18 protein-coding genes and 1 other RNA gene are annotated in these 24,125 nt (G+C 48.9%); 11 read left to right on the top strand and 8 right to left on the bottom strand.

The features are described 5' to 3' along the window. Positions 1 to 79: 79 nt before the first annotated feature. Both NEV57_RS02910 and NEV57_RS02905 read left to right on the top strand, forming a co-directional pair. The gene (locus NEV57_RS02910; protein ID WP_257656775.1) at positions 80 to 703 is read left to right on the top strand and encodes a hypothetical protein; all 624 of its coding nucleotides are present in this window, start codon (positions 80 to 82) and stop codon (positions 701 to 703) included. A gap of 6 nt (positions 704 to 709) precedes the next feature. Beyond that, positions 710 to 2,917, top strand: coding sequence for a sensor histidine kinase (locus NEV57_RS02905; protein ID WP_257656774.1), 2,208 nt, complete (start codon positions 710 to 712; stop codon positions 2,915 to 2,917). Between the two features lie 25 nt (positions 2,918 to 2,942). Here NEV57_RS02905 and NEV57_RS02900 read toward each other — a convergent pair whose 3' ends face one another. Together NEV57_RS02900 and NEV57_RS02895 are read right to left on the bottom strand one after the other, a co-directional pair. After that, positions 2,943 to 3,407 carry a response regulator gene (locus NEV57_RS02900; RefSeq protein WP_257656773.1) on the bottom strand — a complete coding sequence of 155 codons (465 nt, stop codon included), beginning with the start codon at positions 3,405 to 3,407 and terminating at the stop codon, positions 2,943 to 2,945. A 115-nt stretch (positions 3,408 to 3,522) separates the two neighbouring features. Beyond that, positions 3,523 to 6,159: a valine--tRNA ligase gene (locus tag NEV57_RS02895; RefSeq protein WP_257656772.1), complete on the bottom strand. Its 2,637-nt coding sequence runs from the start codon at positions 6,157 to 6,159 to the stop codon at positions 3,523 to 3,525. A gap of 92 nt (positions 6,160 to 6,251) precedes the next feature. On the opposite strand from NEV57_RS02895, the gene NEV57_RS02890 reads away from it, so the two are divergent. The 4 genes from NEV57_RS02890 to NEV57_RS02875 all read left to right on the top strand — a co-directional run bounded on the left by NEV57_RS02890 (position 6,252) and on the right by NEV57_RS02875 (position 10,648). Beyond that, the gene (locus tag NEV57_RS02890) at positions 6,252 to 7,130 is read left to right on the top strand and encodes an EamA family transporter (RefSeq protein ID WP_257656771.1); all 879 of its coding nucleotides are present in this window, start codon (positions 6,252 to 6,254) and stop codon (positions 7,128 to 7,130) included. After that, entirely contained in the window at positions 7,127 to 7,747 is a 621-nt protein-coding gene (locus NEV57_RS02885) for an IMPACT family protein (RefSeq protein WP_257656770.1), read from the top strand. Before NEV57_RS02890 ends, NEV57_RS02885 begins: the two co-directional genes overlap by 4 nt. Positions 7,748 to 7,814: 67 nt before the next feature. Beyond that, positions 7,815 to 10,271 carry a penicillin acylase family protein gene (locus tag NEV57_RS02880; protein WP_257656769.1) on the top strand — a complete coding sequence of 819 codons (2,457 nt, stop codon included), beginning with the start codon at positions 7,815 to 7,817 and terminating at the stop codon, positions 10,269 to 10,271. Continuing rightward, entirely contained in the window at positions 10,268 to 10,648 is a 381-nt protein-coding gene (locus tag NEV57_RS02875; protein WP_257656768.1) for a hypothetical protein, read from the top strand. Before NEV57_RS02880 ends, NEV57_RS02875 begins: the two co-directional genes overlap by 4 nt. Here NEV57_RS02875 and NEV57_RS02870 read toward each other — a convergent pair. From NEV57_RS02870 to NEV57_RS02845, 6 genes are all read right to left on the bottom strand, one after another. Further along, positions 10,645 to 11,922, bottom strand: a complete 1,278-nt coding sequence (locus NEV57_RS02870) for an anthranilate synthase component I family protein (RefSeq protein ID WP_257656767.1) — start codon at positions 11,920 to 11,922, stop codon at positions 10,645 to 10,647. The two genes, NEV57_RS02875 and NEV57_RS02870, sit on opposite strands and share 4 nt — an antisense overlap. A 7-nt stretch (positions 11,923 to 11,929) precedes the next feature. Continuing rightward, positions 11,930 to 13,204: an adenylosuccinate synthase gene (locus tag NEV57_RS02865; protein ID WP_257656766.1), complete on the bottom strand. Its 1,275-nt coding sequence runs from the start codon at positions 13,202 to 13,204 to the stop codon at positions 11,930 to 11,932. Between the two features lie 173 nt (positions 13,205 to 13,377). Further along, positions 13,378 to 13,875: a Fur family transcriptional regulator gene (locus NEV57_RS02860; RefSeq protein ID WP_257657032.1), complete on the bottom strand. Its 498-nt coding sequence runs from the start codon at positions 13,873 to 13,875 to the stop codon at positions 13,378 to 13,380. A gap of 148 nt (positions 13,876 to 14,023) precedes the next feature. Next, complete coding sequence (locus NEV57_RS02855; RefSeq protein WP_257656765.1) at positions 14,024 to 14,530, bottom strand: DinB family protein; 507 nt, start codon at positions 14,528 to 14,530, stop codon at positions 14,024 to 14,026. Positions 14,531 to 14,598: 68 nt separating this feature from the next. Next, entirely contained in the window at positions 14,599 to 15,996 is a 1,398-nt protein-coding gene (locus NEV57_RS02850; RefSeq protein ID WP_257656764.1) for an exonuclease domain-containing protein, read from the bottom strand. Between the two features lie 541 nt (positions 15,997 to 16,537). After that, positions 16,538 to 17,929 carry an arginine decarboxylase gene (locus NEV57_RS02845; protein WP_257656763.1) on the bottom strand — a complete coding sequence of 464 codons (1,392 nt, stop codon included), beginning with the start codon at positions 17,927 to 17,929 and terminating at the stop codon, positions 16,538 to 16,540. An 85-nt stretch (positions 17,930 to 18,014) separates the two neighbouring features. Between NEV57_RS02845 and argS the strand changes: the two genes are divergently transcribed. From argS to NEV57_RS02820, 5 genes are all read left to right on the top strand, one after another. After that, complete coding sequence (gene argS / locus NEV57_RS02840) at positions 18,015 to 19,799, top strand: arginine--tRNA ligase (protein ID WP_257656762.1); 1,785 nt, start codon at positions 18,015 to 18,017, stop codon at positions 19,797 to 19,799. Continuing rightward, positions 19,799 to 20,887 (top strand): oxidoreductase, encoded by a 1,089-nt coding sequence (locus NEV57_RS02835; protein ID WP_257656761.1) that lies wholly within the window; start codon positions 19,799 to 19,801, stop codon positions 20,885 to 20,887. Before argS ends, NEV57_RS02835 begins: the two co-directional genes overlap by 1 nt. A 49-nt stretch (positions 20,888 to 20,936) precedes the next feature. Then, the gene (locus NEV57_RS02830; protein WP_307876377.1) at positions 20,937 to 22,202 is read left to right on the top strand and encodes a sugar MFS transporter; all 1,266 of its coding nucleotides are present in this window, start codon (positions 20,937 to 20,939) and stop codon (positions 22,200 to 22,202) included. Positions 22,203 to 22,287: 85 nt separating this feature from the next. After that, positions 22,288 to 22,676: RNase P RNA component class A (gene rnpB, locus NEV57_RS02825), an RNA gene on the top strand. Positions 22,677 to 22,694: 18 nt separating this feature from the next. Continuing rightward, a complete protein-coding gene (locus NEV57_RS02820) occupies positions 22,695 to 24,119 on the top strand; it encodes a sigma-54-dependent transcriptional regulator (RefSeq protein WP_257656760.1) in 1,425 nt (474 codons plus the stop codon). The last annotated feature ends 6 nt before the right edge of the window (positions 24,120 to 24,125 follow it).

The raw sequence follows: 24,125 nt of genomic DNA, 5'->3' as shown, positions 1-24,125 counted from the left end.
GATGGTTCTAATCCGAACTTTTATAGCGCCCGAGGATCCTGAAGCTTGCGAAAAGTTTATTGTCGGGCACCGAAAATTGTTGGAGATTTTTGGGATCAGTCAAATCACATCAAATAGGCAAGATTGGGTAGACGACCCGAATACCGTAGTTATCCTTGTCGAAAATCCGGAAACAGGCATGGTTTACGGTGGGGCCAGGGTACAGCTTGCGCGTAGCAGTTTAACACTGCCTATTGAAACGGCCATTGGCCGTTACGACGAACAGATATACGATTTGATCCGTTCGGATGAGTTGCGGGGAGGGACGTGTGAAATATGCGGGCTTTGGAATTCAAGAGAAATCGCTGGCATGGGAATTGGCAGCTACATCCTGGCCAGGGTGGGGGTAGCCATCACAACCCAGTTGCCGGTAGCCAGCCTGTTGGTGTTGTGTGCACCGATTACGGTGAAAATGGGATTACGTTTGGGATGTGAGGTCGAAAAATCACTGGGCAACAACGGACTGTTTTATTATCCTAAGGATGACCTTATTGCTACTGTGATGCGGATGCACGATATCCATGACCTTAGCCGGGCGACCGATACAGAGCGTGAAAAAATACTATCATTAAGAAATAACCCACAACAGGAAACTTTGGAGAGAGGCCCGAAAGGAGAGTTCCCGGTAAGATACGATTTGAAGGTGCCTAAATTTAATTTATAAGTGACTATGTATTTCCCTACTAGAATATGGGCTGTATTGTTGGTTATTTGTTTCAGCGTATTGAAACTTGTCGCTGCGGAAGATCAGCAGGTAATTTCATATTTGAATAGCGAACAATTAGTGACCCTCAGCGAAAGTATATACATTTATGAGGACACAAATAGGGCCCTGGACTTCGCGGCTGTAAAGCACATGCCCTTTAGCCGCAATGAAAAACAGGGTATGATCAATTTTGGGTTTAGCCGTTCGAATATCTGGCTGAAATTTACCATTAACAATCAGACCGATATACAGAAACTGTATTTGATGTTAAGTGAGCCCGCAATCGATCGAGTTTCCATATATACCGAAATGGCTGACGGAACAATCCGGGCGGACACATTGGGACAGTATAGGCCATTCTGGGAGCGGTATGTAGACGCACCGGACTATATTTTTCCAATTGATGTCAAGACAAACACAGCCCAGACGTTTTATATGCTTGTTTCGTCTAACGACCAGATACAGTTGCCTCTCTTTTTAGGAACCGAAGCCCTGATCAACAAAAAGAACTCAACCAAAAGCTTGCTTTTCGGTTTGTACGCCGGTGCGATTCTGATTATGATGATATATAACCTATTCCTAAGTATATCAACAAAAGGGGGAGGTTATACCTTCTACATCATATATATCTTATTTGTCGGTTTAACCCAGGCGATGTTCCAGGGATATGCGTTTATGTATTTGTGGCCAGGGAGTCCATGGATGGCAAGGTATAGCTCCGTGATTATACCGGTATTATCCGGACTTTCCACCATTGCGTTTATCCGGACGTTCTTAAAGACCAAAAGGAATGCGCCCAAACTGGACCGTGGGATTGATATTGTCATCATTCTGTATCTTGTTGGTTTGGTTATTGGCCTGGTTAATATTCATTTCGGTGCAATGTTTCTTCAGACGATGGCATCCATCGGTATCATATATGTGTTGTATGTGATCAATCAGATCCGTAGAAGTGGACACCGCCCGGCAAAGTTTATTTTTATTGCTTTCTCGTTGTTTTTCCTGAGTGTCATCTTATTTGTACTCCGTAACTTTAACGTGCTTCCCTATAATAATTTCACTTCGCATATACTGGAAATAGGGTCAATAGTGGAGATTTCACTGTTGTCCTTTGCCCTAGCCGACCGGATCAATTTTTATCGGCGTGCCAAGGAAAAATCACAGGCCCAGGCATTGCGTGTCTTTCAAAAGAATGCGCAGATCATCCGCGAACAAAACGTGTTATTGGAAACAGAAGTAAACAAGCGGACAGCAGATTTATTATTGGCAAATCAGAGCCTGGAGGAGGCGATGACTGATCTTAAGCAGACGCAGACACAATTGGTAGAGTCTGAAAAGCTGGCCTCGCTGGGTATGCTGACGGCCGGTATCGCGCATGAGATTAACAATCCCATTAACTTTGTAACTGCAAGTGTGAAGCCGTTGAGCAGGGATGTAGATCAGATCATTGAAGCAATGGAAACAATAGAAGGGGTCGGGTTAAGCGATCAAACACCCGAACAGAAGGCGATTTCCATAGCCGAATACAAAGAGGAGATTGACTATGATTATCTTCGGGATGAGATCAACCTGCTATTGAAGGGAATTGAGGAGGGTGCCATGCGCACTGCGGAGATTGTGAAGAGTCTACGGGTATTTTCAAGGGTGGATGAAGATGATCTGAAATTTGCGGACGTTAATTTAGGGCTGGAATCGACGCTGGTCATCATTAACAGTCTGTATAAGGAAAAGATAGAAGTAATACGTGATTTCGGTGACATACCGTATATCGAATGTTTTCCGAGCAAGCTGAACCAGGTTTTCCTGAATCTCCTTACGAACGCGATTCATGCCGTGGATGAGAAATTTCAGGGGGCTCCGGGTGGTAGGATACTGGTGAGCACCTCTTGCGATGACCAGCATGTGCTCATCAAGGTAACGGACAACGGTGTTGGAATCAAAGAAGACCTGAAAACGAAGATTTTCGATCCATTTTTTACTACGAAGGATGTAGGGGAAGGTACCGGGCTGGGGCTTGCCATAGTTTCACAGACAATCATTAAACACAACGGTGATATTAACTTTGTCAGTGATGAGAATGTAGGAGGGTGCGAATTTATTATAACCTTACCAATTACACAGCCATCAGTATTAAGAGATGCTGACACAAATAGCGTAGAAGATGAAGTGTAATTGTGCCTGAAGACCGTCGTTTATTTTACGATAATAGCTTTTGCCGCAATAAGAATTCAAGCTGTTCATTCGTAACAGACAACTGTTCATTCTCTTCCTGCATTCTCTTTTTTTCCAGATAGGCGAGATAAGCTTTTTGGATGGTATCGTCTAATTCAGTTTCGTTCCAGGGCTTGTTCAGGTAATGGAAGATCTTGCCTTTGTTGATCGCGTCGATTACCGCTGCCATATCCGTATAGCCGGTTAGCAGAATCCGAATCGGTTCCGGGTATATCGGGATAATTTGCTCCAAAAACTCAACCCCGGTCATTTTTGGCATTCGCTGGTCCGTAATGATGATGTCAAATTGCTTTTCTTTTAGCATCTCGATAGCATCTTGTCCGCTTAAGGCTGTTTCAATGGCGTATTTGGTTCTGAACGAGGCCTTGAAAGAGATTAGGTTATGCTCCTCGTCATCAACAAACAAAATTCTGATTTTGGGTAGACTCATAACACAATATATTAGCAACGGTATATTTAACCAGCCATTATAATGCCAAACTTATAGAAAAATGTTTTTATATGCAATTCTATTTGGTAAGAGTTGTGATAAAAATGATATTTTTTTAATCCACTGCCAACAGCCTGTTGAGGCTGTCCTGCAATAACCCAATCTTGGCTTCCGCGTCGACTCTCTTTTGCTGTTCATTTGCCACAATTTCCGCTTTGGCATTTTGCACAAAACGCTCATTAGACAGCTTGGCATTTACGGATTTCAGGAAGCCATTGAGGTATTCAATTTCTTTGATGAGTCGTTGTTTTTCGGCTTCAGTATCAATATTTTGGGCAATGTCTACATAAAACTCATCCTGACCGATCAGAAAACTGGTGGCTCCGGTGGCTTTCCCGTCAGAAAAGGTAATGGTCGCTGTGTTGGCCAGCTTTTCGATGCAAGCAGCGTAGCGACCGTAATCCATTCCGGAGTGTGTGTGGATGACCAGGGGCAACGCCGTTTTTGGCGATATTTGCTTAGTATTCCGAAGGTTTCTTATTTCGGATATAGTCTGTTGTACTAAATTAAACTCACTGAGGTTGTTTTCGTCAAATAGCCCCCCCAGTGGATATGTGGCCACAATACAGCAGTCGAGTTTGTCGCGTTTTCCAAACAGTTCATCGTGCCAAAGCTCTTCGCTGATAAATGGCATAAACGGATGAATAAGCTTTAATAGCTGTTCAAAATGATTCTTGGTAGTCTCATATGTATCTTTGGCGATAGGTTGTTGATATGCTGGTTTTACTAATTCAAGGTACCACGAACAGAAGTCGTCCCAAATGAGTTTATAGGAAGTCATCAGCGCGTCCGATATCCGGTAGTTGGAAAAGTGATCCTCAATCTCCGCTAATGCCTGATTAAATCGGTTGGCAAACCAGCGACCGGCCTCCTGCTGAGCCGCAGTCTCGGGGATATCCGCAACTTCCCAGCCCTTTACTAAACGGAATGCATTCCAGATTTTGTTGGCAAAATTACGCCCCTGCTCACAATAAGATTCGTCAAACATCAGGTCGTTGCCTGCAGGAGAGGACAGCAGCATGCCCACCCGTACACCGTCGGTGCCGTATTGTTCCATCAGTTGGATCGGATCCGGTGAATTTCCCAGCGACTTGGACATTTTTCGGCCCAGTTTGTCGCGGACAATGCCGGTGAGGTATACGTTGCGGAACGGGGGCTTGCCGGTATATTCATGTCCGAAGATGATCATACGGGCAACCCAGAAAAAGAGAATTTCGGGGGCGGTTACCAGGTCGTTGGTTGGGTAGTAGTAACGGATATCGGCATTATCCGGATGGGCGATCCCGTCAAATACCGACATCGGCCATAAACCGGAGGAAAACCAGGTGTCCAATACATCATCTTCCTGTCGGATGCTGTCCGTTGATTTTCCTTCCGCAATAAACAAGGCCCTGGCTTCTTCTTCCGTTCTGGCTACTACCCATTGATTCTGGTCATTATACCAGGCGGGGATACGCTGTCCCCACCACAACTGCCGGCTGATGGTCCAGTCTTTGATGTTCTCCATCCAATGGCGGTAGGTATTAATGAATTTATCCGGTATAAGCTTGACGTCACCCTTAATGACGTAGTCCAGCGCCGGTTTGGCCAGCTCCTGCATCCGGCAGAACCATTGCATGGATAGCCGTGGTTCAATAGCAGCATCTGTGCGTTCCGAAAACCCGACCTGCGAAGTGTAGGGCTCTGTTTTTTCCAGGTGACCGGCTTCATCGAGGAGCTTTACGATTTCCCGGCGTGCAGCAAAACGATCGAGACCAATTAAGATTTCTGCGCGCTCGTTCAGTGTGCCGTCGTCATTCAGGATGTCAATAACCTCTAGGTTGTGGCGCTGCCCGAGTTCGTAATCGTTCAGGTCGTGCGCCGGTGTCACTTTAAGGCAGCCGGTTCCGAAAGTGGTATCCACGTAAGTGTCTTCGATTACCGGAATTTCGCGGTTAATCAGTGGTACGAAGACTTTCTTTCCTTTTAAATGACGGTAACGCGCATCATCAGGGTTAATACATACAGCAGTATCGGCCATAATCGTTTCGGGACGTGTCGTTGCGATGGTCAATGAAGCCGGTCCACCGGCTGCGTCCTGAACTGTATAGCGGATATAATAGAGCTGCTGATTAACTTCCCGACGGATAACCTCTTCGTCCGACAGTGCGGTCCGGCCCTGGGGATCCCAGTTAACCATGCGCACCCCGCGGTAAATGTAGCCTGCACGGTACAAGCGGATAAAGGTATCGATAACGGCATCGCTAAGTGCAGGATCCATCGTAAATTTCGTTCGGTCCCAGTCGCATGAGGCTCCCAGTTTTTCCAGCTGCTTCAGGATGATACCGCCATATTTTTCCTTCCATTCCCATGCATATTCCAGGAACGCTTCACGGGTCAGGTCCTTCTTGTTGATGCCCCGTTCGCGGAGCATTGCCACAACCTTGGCTTCCGTGGCGATGGATGCGTGATCCGTACCCGGCACCCAGCAGGCATTCTTGCCCTGCATGCGCGCACGGCGGATCAGAACATCCTGAATCGTATTGTTGAGCATATGTCCCATGTGCAGCACACCGGTGACATTGGGTGGAGGCATAACAATGGTGTATGGTTCGCGTTCGTCGGGGACCGATCGGAAAAAACCATTACCCATCCAATAGCTATACCATTTGTCTTCGGCTTCTTTGGGATTATATGTTTTTGCTATGCTCATGTATTCGCGATTTTGGACGCAAAATTAGCGAATTTAGCGGAGATTAACGGCTTCATCTGTATATTACGTACTTTTGTCGACACGCTTATCCAATGCCTATGGTGTATGTGCTTTTCAGCGCACTGTGCAGTGTCGCCGTTTCGGTTATCCTTAAGCTGGCCCGCCGCTATTCGGTGGATTCGCGACAGCTTATTGTGTGGAATTATCCGGTAGCCACTGGCCTTACCTGGCTCTTACTTGATCCGGTCTTTACCAATCTTCGGCCGGATGCACTGCCGTGGTCCCTGTACCTGGCACTGGCGTTGCTGTTGCCTGGAATTTTTCTGGCCATCGCGGTATCTATTCATTATACAGGGATTGTGCGTACGGAAATTGCGCAACGACTGTCGTTGTCCATTGCATTATTGGCGGCGTTTTGGCTGTTTGGGGAAACCGTCGACAGGGGGAAGCTGGCAGGCATCGGACTTGGATTCGTTGCCATCGCCTGCTGCATTGGCTGGCACAAGGGAAGCCGCAGGGGCGGGCCAAGGGGGGATACCGTTAAGACCTGGGTGTACCCATTGGTGGTCTTTTTCGGTATGGGGATCATTGATGTTTTTTTTAAACAGGTAGCCCAGCATCGTGAAATTCCCTACACGACATCCATGCTGTTGGTATTTGCACTGGCTACCCTGGTTTCGCTGGGCTACCTGGTTTACCACACCACGGCGGGGAAGCGTCGGTTTTCCGTTGCTGCTATTTTCTGGGGCCTGCTGCTGGGCATATTCAATTTCGGCAATATCCTGCTATACATGCGGGCCCACAGGGCACTGCCGGAAAATCCTTCCATTGTGTTTTCTGCAATGAATATCGGTGTGATCGCCCTGGGCGCGTTGGTGGGTGTCTTTGTTTTCAACGAAAAATTATCATTATTAAATAAAATTGGAATGGCTTTGGCGATCGTAGCCGTGCTTGTCATCGCATATCTATGAGTGCAACAACTTACCGGACAATCGACGCGCCCACGGAAGGACAATTCAGGGATAAGGGAAGTAAGTTTATCGCTTATGCCTATCCCGTTCGCAGTGACCAGGAGGCGAAAGACAGGCTCTCGGCATTAAAACTGAACCACCCCAAGGCCCGCCATCACTGCTGGGCATACCGGCTCACTCCGGATCGTTCGGTATTCCGGCTGAACGACGATGGCGAACCCACGGGGACAGCCGGAAGACCCATACTCAATACCCTGCTTTCCCATGACGTAACCAATATCATGTTGGTTGTGGTCCGCTATTTTGGCGGCACGCTCCTCGGTGTACCCGGCCTTATCAATGCCTATAAAACGGCTGCACAGGAAGCCCTGGCCGCAGCCAACATCACTGAACTTACCGTCAACGACCGCTTTGTATTGGCATTTGATTACCTGCAGCTTAACCAGGTCATGCGTATTGTAAAAGAAGGCGGACTGGAACTTATTGAACAGGATTTCGACAATCGTTGTACTGTAACGCTGGAAATCCCCAGGGCACAGACGGCGGCTGTCCTGGGTAAACTGAATAACTTAGCAGATATGGTCATCACCGAGATAGGCACATCAGGAGTCGGATAGGTTCAATTTGCTTAATCTGTCGCATTTGTTTAAATTTGGATCAAACGGCATGTGCCCGATTACCTAAATGATGAAAGTTATCCGCTGTTTCTGGCCTCTGTTTGTTGCGGTAGGACTGATTTACCTGTTCGGCAACGCCTGGGGTACGATTCCACCGATGGGTAAGTTGCTGAGTCCGTTTCAGGGCTACCTGCAAAATGCGGAGACAGCAGTGCCGTCGGGGAAAATGGAACTGGCGGTAGGTGGACTGAAGGAAGCTGTGACAATTTGGTACGACGATAATGCCGTACCCCACGTTTTTGCACAGAACGACGAAGACCTGTATTTTGCCCAAGGGTATGTTGTTGCGCGGGACCGCCTATGGCAGATGGAATTCTATACGCTGGTAGCGGCTGGCCGCCTGACGGAGATTGTGGGCGACGCCGCGTTGGCGTTTGACCGCAACAATAGGCGGATGGGAATGGCCCGATCTGCAGCAACCATAGCCGAAAAACTGAAAACCGACACCTTGTCCAGCAAAATAGCCACAGCTTATGCAGCAGGGGTCAATGCTTACATCGACCAGTTACGCTATCGGTCGTTACCGATTGAATACAAACTGTTAAACTATGCCCCGGAACACTGGTCGCCCGAAAAGACAATCTTAATGCTGATGAACATGCGGAATACGTTGAACGGGGGCAGTAACGATGACCGGTTGACGAATGTGCTTGCCACGTATGGCCCAAATGTAATTGCCGACCTGTTTCCGGATTATCCGGGGGTAGAATCGCCTGTTATTCCAGTAGGCACACCCTGGGCATTTACTCCCCTGACCACTCCTTCGGTACCGGACACGACCTGGACAGTCCCCGGCGGAGACCAGCGCATGGCTATGGAAATAGCCACTCCCCGGCCGGAGGTTGGCAGCAACAATTGGGCTGTACATGGCAGCCGGACTGCCACGGGCCTTCCGCTGCTGGCCAATGATCCGCACCTGCAGCTGACACTGCCGTCTATCTGGTACCAGATGCAGCTGTCGGCTCCGGGGGTGAATGTATATGGGGTAGCATTGCCCGGTACACCGGCCATCATTATCGGGTTCACGAAAGACATTGCATGGGGGGTTACTAACGTAGGGTCGGATGTGATGGATTTTTACCGCATACGGTTCCGCGATAGCACGCGTCGGGAATACTGGCATGATGATTCTTGGAAGCCGGTTGTCTTCCACACGGAAACGTTCATCATAAAGGGCGGTGCCATGGTGCGGGATACTGTACTGTATACCCATCATGGGCCGGTAGTGAACCAGGGTAGCGAAGCGTCAATAGGTAATATCCCTGCAGGTTATGCTATGCGCTGGATAACAAATGAAACCGATGGTTCGGACATGTTGACGTTCCATTACCTGAACCGGGCAAAGGACTATGACGACTACCGTCAGGCGCTGACTTATTTTGTGGCACCGGCGCAGCACTTTATCTTTTCGAGCAACGGGAACGATATCGCCATCACATCCAATGGCAGATTGCCACTGAAATGGAAAGGGCAGGGGAAATACTTGCTAGACGGCACACTCGCCAGTCACGATTGGCAGGGATGGATCCCCGCCAGCCAGAACCCGACGGTAAAAAACCCATCCGCTGGCTTTCTGAGCTCGGCCAACCAGTTCCCCACGGATACAACTTACCCGTATTACCTCGACTGGAAATTTGCCCACTCCAGCCGCGCACTCCGTATTAACGAACGGCTGGCTGCCATGAACGGAGCCAATGCAGATAGCCTACGCCGGTTGCAGAACGATAATTTTAATGTGGATGCGCGGCGGATCTTACCTAAGTTGATCCCGGTTTTAGCATCAATTGACAGTATACGTGAACTCTCCGAATTTACCGTGTTAAGCAAGTGGAACTACCGTAACGATGCAAAGGAAATAGGTGCTTCCATTTTTGAATACTGGATTCCCGAATTACGACGGGCCATGTGGGATGACGAATTTCCAATGGATGGGCGGATGCTATATCCCAGCCTTGATCGTACATTTTCGCTGATTGAAAATGACCCGACAGCCAGTTGGTTTGATAATAGCCACACCACCTCGAGTATTGAATCCATGACTGATATTGCTGCGCAAAGCTTTATGGCTGCACTCTGTAAGCTGCGTGAACAGTTTGGCCCGTTGTCATCGAATGACTGGGCTTGGGCAAACGTAAAACATACGAGGATTATGCATTTGGTGCCCGCGTTTACGTCATTTGGGCGTACCGGTATCCAAACCGGCGGTGGCGGGGAAGTAATCAATGCAACAACGGCTACACACGGTCCATCGTGGCGGATGGTGGTCCAGCTGGATCGTGATTGGCCCACGGCATATGGATTATATCCGGGCGGCCAATCAGGCAATCCCGGGAGCCCTTTTTACGATAATATGATTGATCGATGGGCAAGCGGAAAACTGGATACACTGCTATTTATAAAAGATTTACAATCGATACCTGGACGAATGATGTATCAAATTTCACTGAAACCCAACCCACGATGATCGGATTATATCTGTTGATACTGGTTATTGGTGCGGTAGCATCTTATATCGGCCCATGGTGGGCTATTGCACCGGTCTGCTTTATCCTGTGCTGGTGGAAAGGGAAAACCGCGGTGGCCGCATACTGGATTTCTGCAACCGGCGGTGTCAGTATCTGGCTGGTATATGCACTGTATTTGCACGCAGTTGCGGAAGTCGACCTGAGCAATCGCGTGGCGGGAATCTTCCTGGCCGGACTGGGAGCGGATGGAATACCCGGTATAATTCCATTGACCTTCCTGGCGGTACTGATTATTGGTCTTGTAAGTGGTTTCTCCGGTTTAGCGGGAATACGCGCACGATCGTTTATCAACCGCCCACAGCAAGGAACTGGTTAATGACTTTTAAGCACTTCAAATAGCGCCTTTCCCTTCAGCAGACATTCGTTGTATTCCCTGTGCGGGTCTGCATTCCCGGTGATGGCTCCGCCGGTATGGAATGATAGGTATCCATTTTCCGCATTATATAGCATGGTACGGATGACCACACTGAAATCAAAATTACCCATCGGACTGAAGTAGCCGATCGCGCCTGAATAGATGCCGCGTCTGCTATGCTCGTAACGGTCTATCAGTTTCATGGCACTGATTTTCGGAGCACCGGTCATTGATCCCGGTGGAAATGTGTCCCGGATAGCGGTCGTTGGTGATAATCCGTCGCGCAACTGACAGGTGACCGTTGATACGAGTTGGTGTACTTGTTTAAAACTATGAACCTGCAGCAATTCCGATGCCTTTACGGTGCCGGGCTGTGCACTCCGGGTAAGGTCGTTGCGTACCAGGTCAACAATCATGATATTTTCACTGATTTCCTTGGGGTTCGCCAGCAGGTCGGCCTTTAATTGCTGGTCTTCTTCTGCATTTTTTCCGCGCGGAGCCGTGCCTTTAATGGGCTGTGATAGTAGCGTGCGACCATTTTTGGAAAGAAATCGTTCCGGTGATGCTGACAGGATGTATTTTTGACCGTATTTGAAAAAGCAGGAAAACGGTGTCGGTGATAATTCGTTCAGCTTGCGGTACGCCTCCAGGGGCTGCAGGGCGGTGTGTTCCGAATAAAATTCCTGACAGAGGTTCACTTCGTAAATATCGCCCTGCTGGATGTGGCGCTGCATATGGGAAAAGGCCTCAAAATACGCCTGTCGGTTCATGCGGTAGTGCAAATGCCCATGGAATTCCACCGGTGCATTGGTTACCTCGGTCCGGACAATTTCCTGATAGATGTTCTGTGGGTCGTTGCCCTTGATTTCCACGTTATACCGCCCGATGAGCAATACCGTGGCTGGAACAAAAAAATAAGCGTCCGGAAATCCCGTATGGTTGGGGTGCCGGGATTCCAGCCCTTCGATCTCATTCTTTAAATCGTACCCCAGGAATCCCGGTATCCAGGTTTGTGGATGGGCGTCAATGAACTCCTGCAGTTTTTCAAAGGTATTGTCTCCGTCAGAAACAAAGGACGCAGACTCACCTACGGCGAGGAATACGTGAAGGTTGCCGTACTGATCCCGGTAATTATTGGAATCCAGATAACAGGCACAATCGAACCCGGAAGCCCATTGCAACGCCTTTTGAATGAATGTGTCGCTGTCGTCCAGGTGGTATGCCGATGATACCATTGTTCAATTAACTCAATAAAAGCGTTTGCTTGCGGTCGGGACCTACGGAAAGATATTTAATGGGTACGCCGAGGTGCTCTTCAAGGTAACGGATGTATGCCTGCAATGTCGATGGAATCTGTTTCTCGTCAGTAATTCCGCATATGTCTTCGTTCCACCCGGTCAACTGTTCATATACCGGTTCCGGCTTCAGACTGATGATATCGTAAGGCATGTAGTCGATTTTCTCGCCATTCTGGATATAATGTGTGCAGACATAGATCTGCTCAAAACCACTCAATACATCGGCCTTGGTCATCACCAGCTCGGTGACTCCATTGAGCATGATGGCATATTTCAGTGCCGGCAGGTCGATCCAGCCGGTACGCCGAGCACGCCCGGTTGTAGCACCGAATTCGTGGCCTAGCTGACGGAGTTTTTCACCGGTTTCATTTTCCAGTTCAGTAGGGAAGGGACCGCCGCCCACACGGGTGCAGTAGGCCTTGAAAATGCCGATTACCTGTCCGATCTTGGCGGGGGCAATACCCAGCCCGGTACAGGCTCCTGCAGTCGTGGTATTCGATGAGGTAACAAAAGGATAAGATCCGAAATCAATGTCGAGCAACGTGCCTTGTGCCCCTTCAGCCAGTACCCGTTTTCCTTCGCGGAGGTATTGGTTAACGAGGTGCTCGCTGTCTACGTGCGGAATGGACTTAAGGAATTCCACGGCTTCAAAAAATGCGGTCTCCCGGTCCGTAAAATCGGGAATCTCACCGTAATGTGCCAGGATTGATTTATGTTTATCCACCAGCTTCCGGTACCTGTCCATGAAGTCAGGCAGGGTAGTATCACCCACACGAAGGCCATTCCGGCCGGTTTTATCCATGTAGGTCGGCCCAATCCCTTTCAGGGTCGATCCAATCTTACCAGCCCCCATTTTGCTTTCCGAGGCAGCATCCAGCAGCTGATGCGTGGGCAGAATCAGATGTGCTTTTCTTGCAATGACCAGTTTCCCCGCAGCTACGGGATCGAAACCATTTTGTTTAAGGGCGTCCAGCTCCCGCTTAAGAATAATGGGGTCGATAACCACGCCATTGCCAATGAGATTAAGCGTTTCCGGATTGAATATTCCGGATGGAATGGTGTTCAATACATATTTCTGGCCATCAAATTCGAGTGTGTGTCCCGCATTTGGACCGCCCTGGAACCGAGCGATTAAATCGTATTTCGGACAAAGTACATCAACGATTTTTCCTTTACCTTCATCGCCCCATTGCAGGCCCAAAAGCACATCAACTTGCATATTTTTTTTGTATTGAAGATTGAAATCCTATTCTAATCCGCACCCGTACAAACCCGGAGCAAAGCTAACATAATTTTAATATTCTCCGAGGTTTAAATCGAAAAGCGTGTCCTGTCTGTCATTTGTCAATCCTTGGTGCCTGTGTATACCGGGAGGTGGTCTGCCAGGGCAGTTCAGTGCGCCGTTGCCAGCACGTCATCCGCTGCCGCCGGAACCGCGTTTTTCTTTGCAGAGCAATCGCTGCAAACGCCATACAGATTTAGGGAATGGTGTTTAATGTCGAATTTCAGGAGGTCGCCCATCATGCTTTGAATCTGGTGGATCCGGGGATCGCAGAATTCGACAACTTTTCCGCATTCGATGCAGATGATGTGGTCGTGCTGCTTGTATCCATATGATTTTTCAAATTGGGCCATGTTTTTGCCAAACTGGTGTTTGGTAACCAAATCACACGAAACGAGCAATTCCAGGGTATTGTATACCGTAGCGCGGCTCACCCTGTATTTTTTGTTTTTCATGTGGATGTATAACGATTCCACATCAAAATGGTCATTACGCGAATAAATTTCTTCGAGAATAGCGTAGCGTTCCGGTGTTTTCCGGAGGCCTTTATTTTCCAGGTACGCCTCGAAAATTTTCTTTACCGTCTGGTAGTTTTCCGTTTGAGTCATCATCCGAAAGTTTAATGTACAAATTTACATAAACTCGCTTGGATATGCAAGTTTGCGATCACATGCATATCCAAGCGGCTTCAGCATTCCGGATCGTTCCGCTGTCGTCGTGAGAAAACCTCACAACCTGCATGGTAAGCACACGTCATTAACGGTCCCAAAATGGTGGCGGCTCAATACCCAAATCACGTAGGTAAACATATCCCTGACCGCGGTGATGGACCTCGTTATCGATAAAATAACACAAGTGCCACCAAAGCTGCCCCTCCCATTGGCCGAAGGCGATGTCGGTTTCCTGAAAGCGCCCGGGCCTCAGCCGTGTCCAAACGGTGTTGATGTACGCGGTACTCCAATCCCATAACTCCAGAATCCCCTGTTTTGTGATTGGCGCAGTATCCGGTCCGTCTGTACCTACCAGCGCCGGTAATTCCTTCCATTCGGTAGTAGCAATGCCGTGTGCACCGGTTGCCGCCATCCGGTTCAGCTCCATAGCCAGTTCGGCAAACGTGCGCATTCCGCCGATCGAATGGGAGAATAGTTTGTCTTCAGGAAATGCCTCAATGACCCGACGGGTGAGGCTGCGGTGTCCCTGCCAATGGTCCAATGCCTGTGCGGGAGTAAAAACCGTGTCTGCTGTGATGTGCTGTGCTGTCATTTTTGTTATTTTTTGGTGAACAGAACAAAGAAACACTGTATCGCTGACAACCCTATGGCAGTGTCGGTTTACAAAAAAGAAAATGCTGTTAAATGATCTGTTTTCCAGATTTTTAAGGGGTGCTTTTCTGCGTAGGAATTAATCAGCTGCATCATGTAATGGGTGCCGGTATAACGGGTCAGTGAAGCCTTGACGGTTTCGGTGTCGAGAAATGAGTCCGGACCAACGGGAAAATATCCCATGCCATATAAATTGCCGTTTTCAACCCATATACAGCTTTTTTCATTACTGTTTCGTCCCTGGTCAATCACTGCGAAATTTGCATTGGTACGTTGCAGCCCGTGGAGTGCCGACCGGAGCCGCTCGTTATGCTGTTCGGGGGGCACCACGTGTGGCCTGACAGCATGATGGTTCGCTGTACCTCCGAAAGAACAGTATTGCCGGTCGAGTTCAAACTCGTTAATCAACGCATGCAGCGAATTAACAGCGTCCATCTGGCGATAAAACACCTGGACAGGGGGGTGACCTTTGCCGTATTTTCCTACGGCAATCCGCAGGTAGCCCTGCTGGTCTTCATACACGTATATGGCAAATTTGGGTTCAAAACGCTTCAGCGCCCGGTTGTATGCTGGCCAAAGTCGCTTAATTTCGGTTGCTTCCAGCAAAAGCGCTATCAACTCGGTGCCGCAGGGTTCATGGGTGACGGAATGGATGTGTCGCAGGAATTGCTGCCGTTGTGGGTTGGGGTTATGTCCGGTAAAGTGGGAGGTTACGCGGCTATGGATATCCAGTGCTTTGCCAACGTAAATGACCTTCCCGGTTTTATCCCTGAAATAATAGACGCCTGTACTGTGGGGTAGCTGGTCTACCTGTTCCTTTGGCAGGTTGGGGGGAAGCTGCTGATGTCCTGACGTTTTTTTGAGCATTTCCCGAATGGCACCCCCGGTATCCCATTCCAGTAGCTTGGTGAATAGTATTGCGGTGGCCTCTGCGTCCCCGCCTGCACGGTGCCGGTGGGTGATCGGTATCTCCAGCACATCACATAACCGGCCAAGGCTGTAAGAGGCTAGGCCTGGCCGTATTTTTCGACTCATCCGCACGGTACAGAGTTTGGGGGCTACATAAGTGTAGCCGGCTGTCTGGAGGTGGTGCTTGATAAACGAATAGTCAAAATTAACGTGATGAGCAACAAATACCCGGCCACTCAGCAGGTCGAAGATCCGCCGGGCTACGTCGCTGAATGCCGGTGCGTTGGCTACCAGCTCATTATTTATGCCCGTAAGTGCCTGGATGGATAATGGGATGGCACATTGGGGATTAATCAGCGTTTCAAAGCGTTCCACTACGTTTTGCCCATCGTGAATGAGGATGGCAACCTCGGTGATTCCGCTTCCCGCTGCATACCCGCCAGTGGTTTCGATATCCACGATGGCATATTCCAGTGTATTGATGGCGGTGCTGCTCATTTTATGCTGTAAAAGTACTAAAATAATTAGTTATTTACTAAACTGTATTTTGGTTTACTTATTGTTTCCTGTCTTCGGAATGGCTTCGGACCGGCTAGGGGTTGGCTTCGGACCTCAGTCGCACTTTGGTCGGTCCTTCTTCGAGTCGGCTTCGGGATTTTCTCGACCAAGGTACGACCAAAGTGCGACTGAGGTACGGTCAAGCTCCGACCAAGGTCCGAAGCCAACCCCTAGCCGATCCCTCGCTATTTCAGAAACATAGCCCGGGCGGTAGCAGGGACCGGGCTCCGATTTTCCTGATGGTGGTAGCTCAAATAAACTGGGAAACTGGGATTTTATGTATATTAGCTAGACTTCCCGGGATGCTGCAATAGGATTTAGCTGTTCACGGACGAAAACGGGAAAGCGACCGTTTCATTTTACACAGCTGACCGTCCGGGAAGCTATTCGATCCGGATGGAGGGGATGGACGGCGAAGGGAATTTCGGTCTCCTTTACGAGCAACTCCGGGTCGGGAATTAAGGAAAGGCGTATTTACAGCTTATTGGTATCCCAGCAGCCGGAGTACCTGTTTGCTGTTCTGTTCCTCACCAAACACTTCGAAATTAAAAGTTTCATCGCGATTCCGGCGTACCAGCACATGCTTTGGCGACGGTAACAGGCAATGGTGTATGCCGCCGTATCCACTCAATACTTCCTGGTACGCGCCCGTATGGAAAAAACCGAGATACTGAAGTTTTCGTGTTTTAGGCATGAATACGCTATTGATGTGAGCTTCCTGACTGTAGTAATCCTGTCCGTCACAGGTAATTCCGCCAAGGTTAACGCGTTCGTATTCCGAGTCCCAGTTATTTACCGGAAGGAGGATGTACTTCTGATTGAGCGCCCACACATCAGGCAGGTTGGTAATAAACGATCCGTCCAGCATCAGCCATTTTTCGCGGTCATTCTGCTGTTTCCGGCCAATCACCTTATACAGGATACCCGATGCCTCGGCAACGGTATATTTGCCGAATTCGGTAATGATATCGGGTTCCATTACTTCATGGACGGCACAGATCTGCTTGATGCGGTTCACGATTTCGTTTACCATGTATTCGTAGTCGAAGTCGTGTACCAGCGAGTCCTTGAATGGCATGCCGCCGCCAATGTCCAGGGTATCCAGGTCGGGATTGATCTTTTTGAACTTGCAGTACAGCGTTACATATTTTTCCAGTTCAGTCCAGTAATAGGGCGTGTCCGAAATGCCGGAATTAATAAAAAAGTGCAGCAGCTTAACCTTGAAGTTCGGGTTGGAGATTATCTTGCTGTTATAAAAATCGAGTATATCTTCCAGTCGGATGCCCAGGCGCGAGGTATAAAAAGGCGAGTCGGGTTGTTCTTCTGCCGCAATGCGGATACCCAGGTTGCAGGGTTCATCAAGTTCCACTTCATCGTCATAAAGATTGAATTCCTCTTTATTGTCGAGTACCGGAATGATATTTCTATAGCCGTCGTGCAGCATATCGATAATGTACTGCTTATACTGGTAGGTCTTAAACCCATTGCAGATCACCGTAATATCCTTGGTAACGGTACCCTTCTTCTCCATCGCTTCAATCATCGGCATATCAAAAGCGGAAGACGTTTCCAGGTGGATGTCGTTTTTAAGCGCTTCTTCCACCACGTGCCGGAAATGCGAACTTTTCGTGCAGTAGCAATATTTATAGGAACCCCTATAATTATGTTTGAGGATTGCGGTCTGAAACAGAATTTTGGCCTGCTGGATCTTCTTGCTGATGATCGGCAGATAGGTAAACCGCAAGGGTGTCCCATAGGTTTCGATCATCTCCATGAGATTCAGGTCATGAAAATATAATTCATCATCTATAATTTCGAATCCATCCTGCGGGAAGCCCACGCTTAGGTCAAGAAATTCCTGATAGCTCTGCATTTTTTTATATTTTTGGCAAAGATATGCTTTCGATATGAAACGCAATATACCTGCAATAGAAATAAATTAATGCTTTACTGTTTACATGACCCAAACGATACAACAACAACTCATACACCATATTAAGCAGGCTGTAAAAACGTTATTTGACGGTGATTTGCCCGAAGGCCAGATTACCCTGCAGGAAACGAGAAAAGAATTTGAGGGCCAGCTGACCGCCGTTATTTTCCCGATCACCCGCTTTTCCCGGAAATCGCCGGAAGCAACAGGCGAAGCGATTGGTCAATACCTGATGCAGCACCTCCCCGAAATCACTTCATTTAATACCATTAAGGGCTTTCTCAATATCAGCCTGTCTGACACCTATTGGGCTACGTTATTCACAACGCATATCTCGGCAGAAGGTTTTGGAAGACTCCCCTCCAATGGCCGGAAATTGCTGGTGGAATATTCTTCACCCAACACGAACAAGCCCTTGCATTTGGGCCACATCCGGAATAACTTATTGGGCTATTCGGTTGCGGAAATCCTGAAAGCATCTGGTTACGAAGTAACTAAAGCCAATCTGGTCAATGACCGCGGAATACACATTTGCAAATCTATGCTTGCCTGGCAGCGCTGGGGCAATGGGGAGACGCCCGAAGGCAGCGGTATGAAGGGCGACCACCTGGTGGGTAAGTACTATGTGCTTTTTGACCAGGCGTACAAAAAGGAGATTGATGCACTGAAAGCAGCGGGCCAAAGTGAGGAGGAGGCTAAGAAGAATGCTCCCTTAATCCGGGACGCGCAGGAGCTGCTTCGGCGTTGGGAGGCTGGGGACCCGGAAGTGATTACACTCTGGAAAACCATGAATGGATGGGTATATCAGGGGTTTGAGGAAACTTATCAGCGTCTGGGCGTCGACTTTGATCAATATTATTACGAATCCGACACCTACCTGTTAGGTAAAGATCTGATTAAGGAAGGGCTTGATAAAGGCGTGTTTTACAGAAAAGAAGACCAATCGGTCTGGATCGATCTGACGGCCGATGGACTGGATGAAAAGCTGGTACTCCGGGGCGACGGAACGTCGGTATATATCACACAGGATTTGGGGACGGCACAGCTGAAGTATGATGATTTTGGTGTAGATGAATCCATTTATGTGGTGGGCAACGAACAGGATTACCACTTCAAGGTGTTGTTTCTGATACTGAAAAAGCTGGGCAAATCATGGGCAGACGGCCTGTTCCACCTGTCCTATGGGATGGTCGACCTCCCTTCAGGAAAGATGAAATCACGGGAAGGTACCGTGGTCGATGCGGATGACCTGATGGATGAAATGGAGGATACTGCCCGCAAACGTACGGAAGAACTCGGAAAGACAGAGGGGCTTGCAGCAACGGAAAAGGCCCACCTGTACCACATCATTGGCATGGGAGCACTTAAGTATTTTCTGCTGAAGGTTGAACCGAAGAAGCGCCTGCTTTTTGATCCGAATGAATCCATTGATTTTCAGGGGCACACCGGCCCGTTTATTCAATACACCCATGCACGCATTAAATCGGTATTGACGAAAGGGGACTATGGTTCGCAGTCAATTATTGAACTCCTCACGGTACTTGCGCCGGCTGAACGGGACCTGATTCAGTTGCTGGGTAATTATCCTGCCGTAATTGAATCGGCTGCAAGGGAATTCAGTCCGGCCCAGCTGGCCAATTACATTTACGACGTGGCGAAACAATATAATAAATTCTACCACGAGGAATCCATACTGAAGGCGGAGGATGGGAATGTCCGTGATTTTAGAATGAACCTTTCGGCAGCCACAGCCCGTGTCATTGCCGACGGGATGAAATTACTGGGTATTGAAGTACCAGAACGGATGTGATGCAGCCAGCAAGAAAAATAAACGTAGGCCTCATCGGCTTCGGCATGGCCGGCCAGGTTTTCCATGCGCCGACAATCAGTGCGGTTGACGGACTGCGGTTGCTTAAGGTAACAGCCAGAAGACCCGACCAGCAGGAGCTATTGGCAACGCGATATCCGGATGCGACCGGCGTAACGGCTGCGGAGGAGATTATCCATGCCGATGATATCGATCTAATTGTGATCGCGACTTCAAATGATGTTCACTACGCGTTAGCCAAAGCAGCATTATCGGCCGGTAAACATGTTGTGGTGGAAAAACCATTTACCAATACCTCGGCCGAGGCGGACGAGCTTATTGCATTGGCCCGAAGGCATAACCGTTTACTCAGCGTGTATCACAATGCCCGCTGGAACAGCGATTACCTGACCATCAAAAAAATAATAGCGGGCGGTAGGCTGGGGGAGCTGGTCTCTTTCGAAGCCAGGTACGACCGTTTCCGTAATACGCTGAAGGAAAACGCGTGGCGTGAAATGAACCTGCCCGGGTCAGGTATCCTATATGATCTGGGCGCCCACCTGATCGACCAATCGTTACAGTTATTCGGCATACCGGAAGCCATTAATGCCGACCTGCGCATGCAACGACCAGGTGCACAGGCCGTGGATGATTTTGAACTGATTCTGCACTATCCCCAACTTAAGGTTACCCTGAAAAGCTCCATGCTGGTCAAAGAACCATCGCCGCGTTACGCCCTGTACGGATTGCAGGGTGCATTTGTGAAATATGGTATCGACCCCCAGGAAGCCGCGTTGAAAGCAGGTGCGTCCCCGCTGGGAGACCCTGAATGGGGAAAAGAACCGGAAGCAATATGGGGAAAACTGAATGTGCTGGAAGACGGTGCCGACCACATTGCCTATGTGGAAAGCGAACGTGGCGATTATCCGGCATTCTACCGTAATGTGTGTGATGCCGTACGTGGCCGCGCCGCACTGGCGGTGACTGCAACCGCCGCACGCAATGTCATCCGGATAATTGAACTGGCGGAGCAAAGCTGGCGGGAGAAACGGACCATTGTGCTGGATAACGAAAAATTGTTGGATTGCTAAAACGGTTTATTATATTTGGCCAATCGCAATAGCCAATAAATCTGAAGTAATGGATCACAACACCACATCAGCAGGAATCCCTTCCGCCGCAGACAAGCCTCAGGCGGGTACAGCCAAATTAACGGAACGCAGGTACTGGGTAGTATTTGGATTTGTTACCCTGCTTTTCATGCTCTGGGGGATCGCCATCACGATGGGTGATGTGTTGAATAAACATTTTCAGAACGTGCTGGGCGTATCCAAAGCCGAGTCGGGGCTCGTCCAGTTCTCCATCTTTGGAGCATACGCGGTTATGGGGATTCCCGCAGGGATGTTCATGAAACGCTTCGGCTATAAAAACGGAGTGCTGCTGGGATTATCACTCTATGCAATAGGGGCCTTTCTCTTTGTCCCTGCGGCAGGTGCCGAATCGTTCGGTTTCTTCCGGATAGCCCTGTTTATATTGGCCTGCGGCCTGGCAACGCTGGAAACCGTAGCCCATCCATTTGTGGCCGCGTTGGGTAAACAGGAATCCAGTGACCGGCGCATCAATTTTGCTCAGTCATTCAATGGCCTGGGCACCATTATCGGGCCGCTGCTGGGCAGTTACTTTATCCTGAGCGGAAATATTGGGGCGCCTGGCAGCTTAACTTCCATTGAAATGCTGTACATCGGCATCGGCGTTGCCATATCCCTGGTTGCGGTTATGTTCAGCTTTTTACGGGTACCAACGCTTGGCCATGAGGTGGAAGGGGATGAACAATCCGCCGTACTGTCTGCCCCGAAACGGCTGTTTCAGCATCGACATTTTATATGGGCTATTGTTGCGCAGTTTTTCAACGCGGCAGCACAGGGCGGTACCTGGGCGTTTTTTATCAACTATGGCCATGAAAAAATGGGATTTACCGATGAACTGGCCGGTTATTATTTTGCACTTAGCATGGTGATGATGACCGTGGGCCGGTTTGTGGGTACTTTCCTGATGCGGTACATCGCTCCAAACAGGCTGCTGGCCACCTTCGCGGCATGTAATGTGTTCATGTGTATCATTATCGGACAGAGCCTGGGATGGCCCTCTTTTGCCGCCCTATTGATGCTTAACTTCTTTTTCAGTATCATGTTCCCAACGATATTCAGTCTGGGACTTAAAGACCTTGGTCCACATACCCAACAGGCATCATCCTTTATCGTGATGGGGGTTGTCGGAGCAGCGATATTTCCATTTCTAATGGGTAAGATAGCGGATCAGGACGTGGCCACAGCCTATTACCTGCCTATTATCTGCTATTTGGTAATCTTCCTTTTCGGTGCGAAATTCTACAAAACAAATCGATAACCATGCAACTACCATCCCATGCTATCGCAAAATGCCGTGATCGCGGAAACAAACAATAACAGACAAAAATTGTATCTTTGTAGCAAAGCAGACCTGTTCTATCGCTCCGGTATAAAAGCCGGGGAGGAAAGTCCGGACAACACAGAGCACCCCGCTTCCTAACGGGAAGGATTCCGACATCGGTCGGGGTACGGAAAGTGCCACAGAAAACAGACCGCCCCGGCACACGCTGGGGCAAGGGTGAAAACGCGGGGTAAGAGCCCACGGCTTTGCGTGGTGACACGCATCGCGGTAAACCCCGGGGGTTGAAAGGCTAAATAGGTTGCGGTCCGGGAGTTGCTCGCTCCATTCCACCTCCGGTGGGAACCGCAACGGGTAAGCCGCTGGAGCTTACCAGTGATGGTAAGCCAAGATAAATGATAGAAGTCCCGGTTTACCGGGAGACAGAATCCGGCTTATAGGGTTTGCTTTTATTTAGGAAAACAACGGAAAATGACCAAAATACTGATTATAGACGATGAGCGGGCCATTCGGAGTACATTGCGTGAGATCCTGGAATACGAGGATTATAAGGTAACTGATACGGACAATGGTATCGATGGATTGGCCATTATTAAGAAAGATGATATCGACCTGGTGCTCTGTGATATCAAAATGAGTAAGATGGATGGTATGGAAGTGCTGACTGAAGCACTTGCCATAAAACCCGATCTGCCATTTATCATGATATCAGGGCATGGCACGGTTGAAACGGCCGTTGAGGCAAGTAAAAAGGGTGCATACGATTTTATATCCAAGCCACCCGACCTGAACCGGTTGCTCATTACGGTTCGGAATGCCCTGGAACGGGGTACGCTGGTAACTGAAACCAAGGTACTGAAGCGGAAAGTGAGCAAGACCCGTGATATACTGGGTGACTCTGAAGCCGTGATGCGGATTAAGGATACGATTGAACGGGTAGCGCCTACGGACGCCCGGGTATTGGTTACCGGAGCTAACGGCAGCGGTAAAGAACTGGTTGCCCGGTGGCTGCATGAAAAGTCGGGCAGGGCAGGAGCACCGCTCATCGAAGTGAACTGCGCGGCCATTCCTTCCGAGTTGATTGAAAGCGAGTTATTCGGTCACGAAAAAGGCTCATTCACTTCCGCTGTAAAGCAGCGTATCGGTAAATTTGAACAGGCGCATAACGGAACGCTCTTTCTGGATGAAATCGGAGATATGAGCCTTTCCGCTCAGGCCAAAGTACTTCGTGCGCTTCAGGAAAATAAGATTACCCGTGTTGGCGGCGAAAAGGAAATATCCGTTAATGTACGCGTTATTGCAGCAACGAACAAAGACCTGCTGAAAGAGATCGATGCGGGCAATTTCCGTATGGACCTGTACCACCGCCTCAGTGTTATTCTGATTCATGTACCACCATTGACCGAACGGAAGGCGGATATTCCGGTGCTGACTGCGCATTTCTGTGAAGAGATATGCGGAGAATACAATATACCCCAAAAGAAAATTACGGCGGAAGCCATTAAAGTACTGCAGGATCTACCCTGGACAGGTAATATCCGGGAGCTTCGGAATATGGTGGAACGCTTGATCATCTTAAGCGATAAAGCCATTACGGATAAAGATGTGCATGCCTTCGCCAATCCCGGTGCGTTTGGGACGGTTGCCAGGATGGAAACAGCAGAAGCAACCAGTGTGTCCGATGTGCCGGTCACAGCGTCGTCCAACGGAAGCGTTGCCGATTACGATGACTTCGGTTCCTTCCAGGATTTCAAGGACCATGTGGAAAAAGAATACATTAAATACAAACTTGAAAAGAATGCCTGGAACGTATCCAAAACGGCCGATGAAATAGACATCCAGCGCAGCCACCTGTATAGTAAAATCGAGAAATTTGGCCTTAAGCGAGAGGCGTAGCTATCA

The organism is Parapedobacter lycopersici (assembly GCF_024643285.1).
Taxonomy (GTDB): Bacteria; Bacteroidota; Bacteroidia; order Sphingobacteriales; family Sphingobacteriaceae; genus Parapedobacter; species Parapedobacter lycopersici.
The sequence above is the reverse complement of the archived record's forward strand: the minus strand, read 5'-3'. Positions and strand labels throughout refer to the sequence as shown.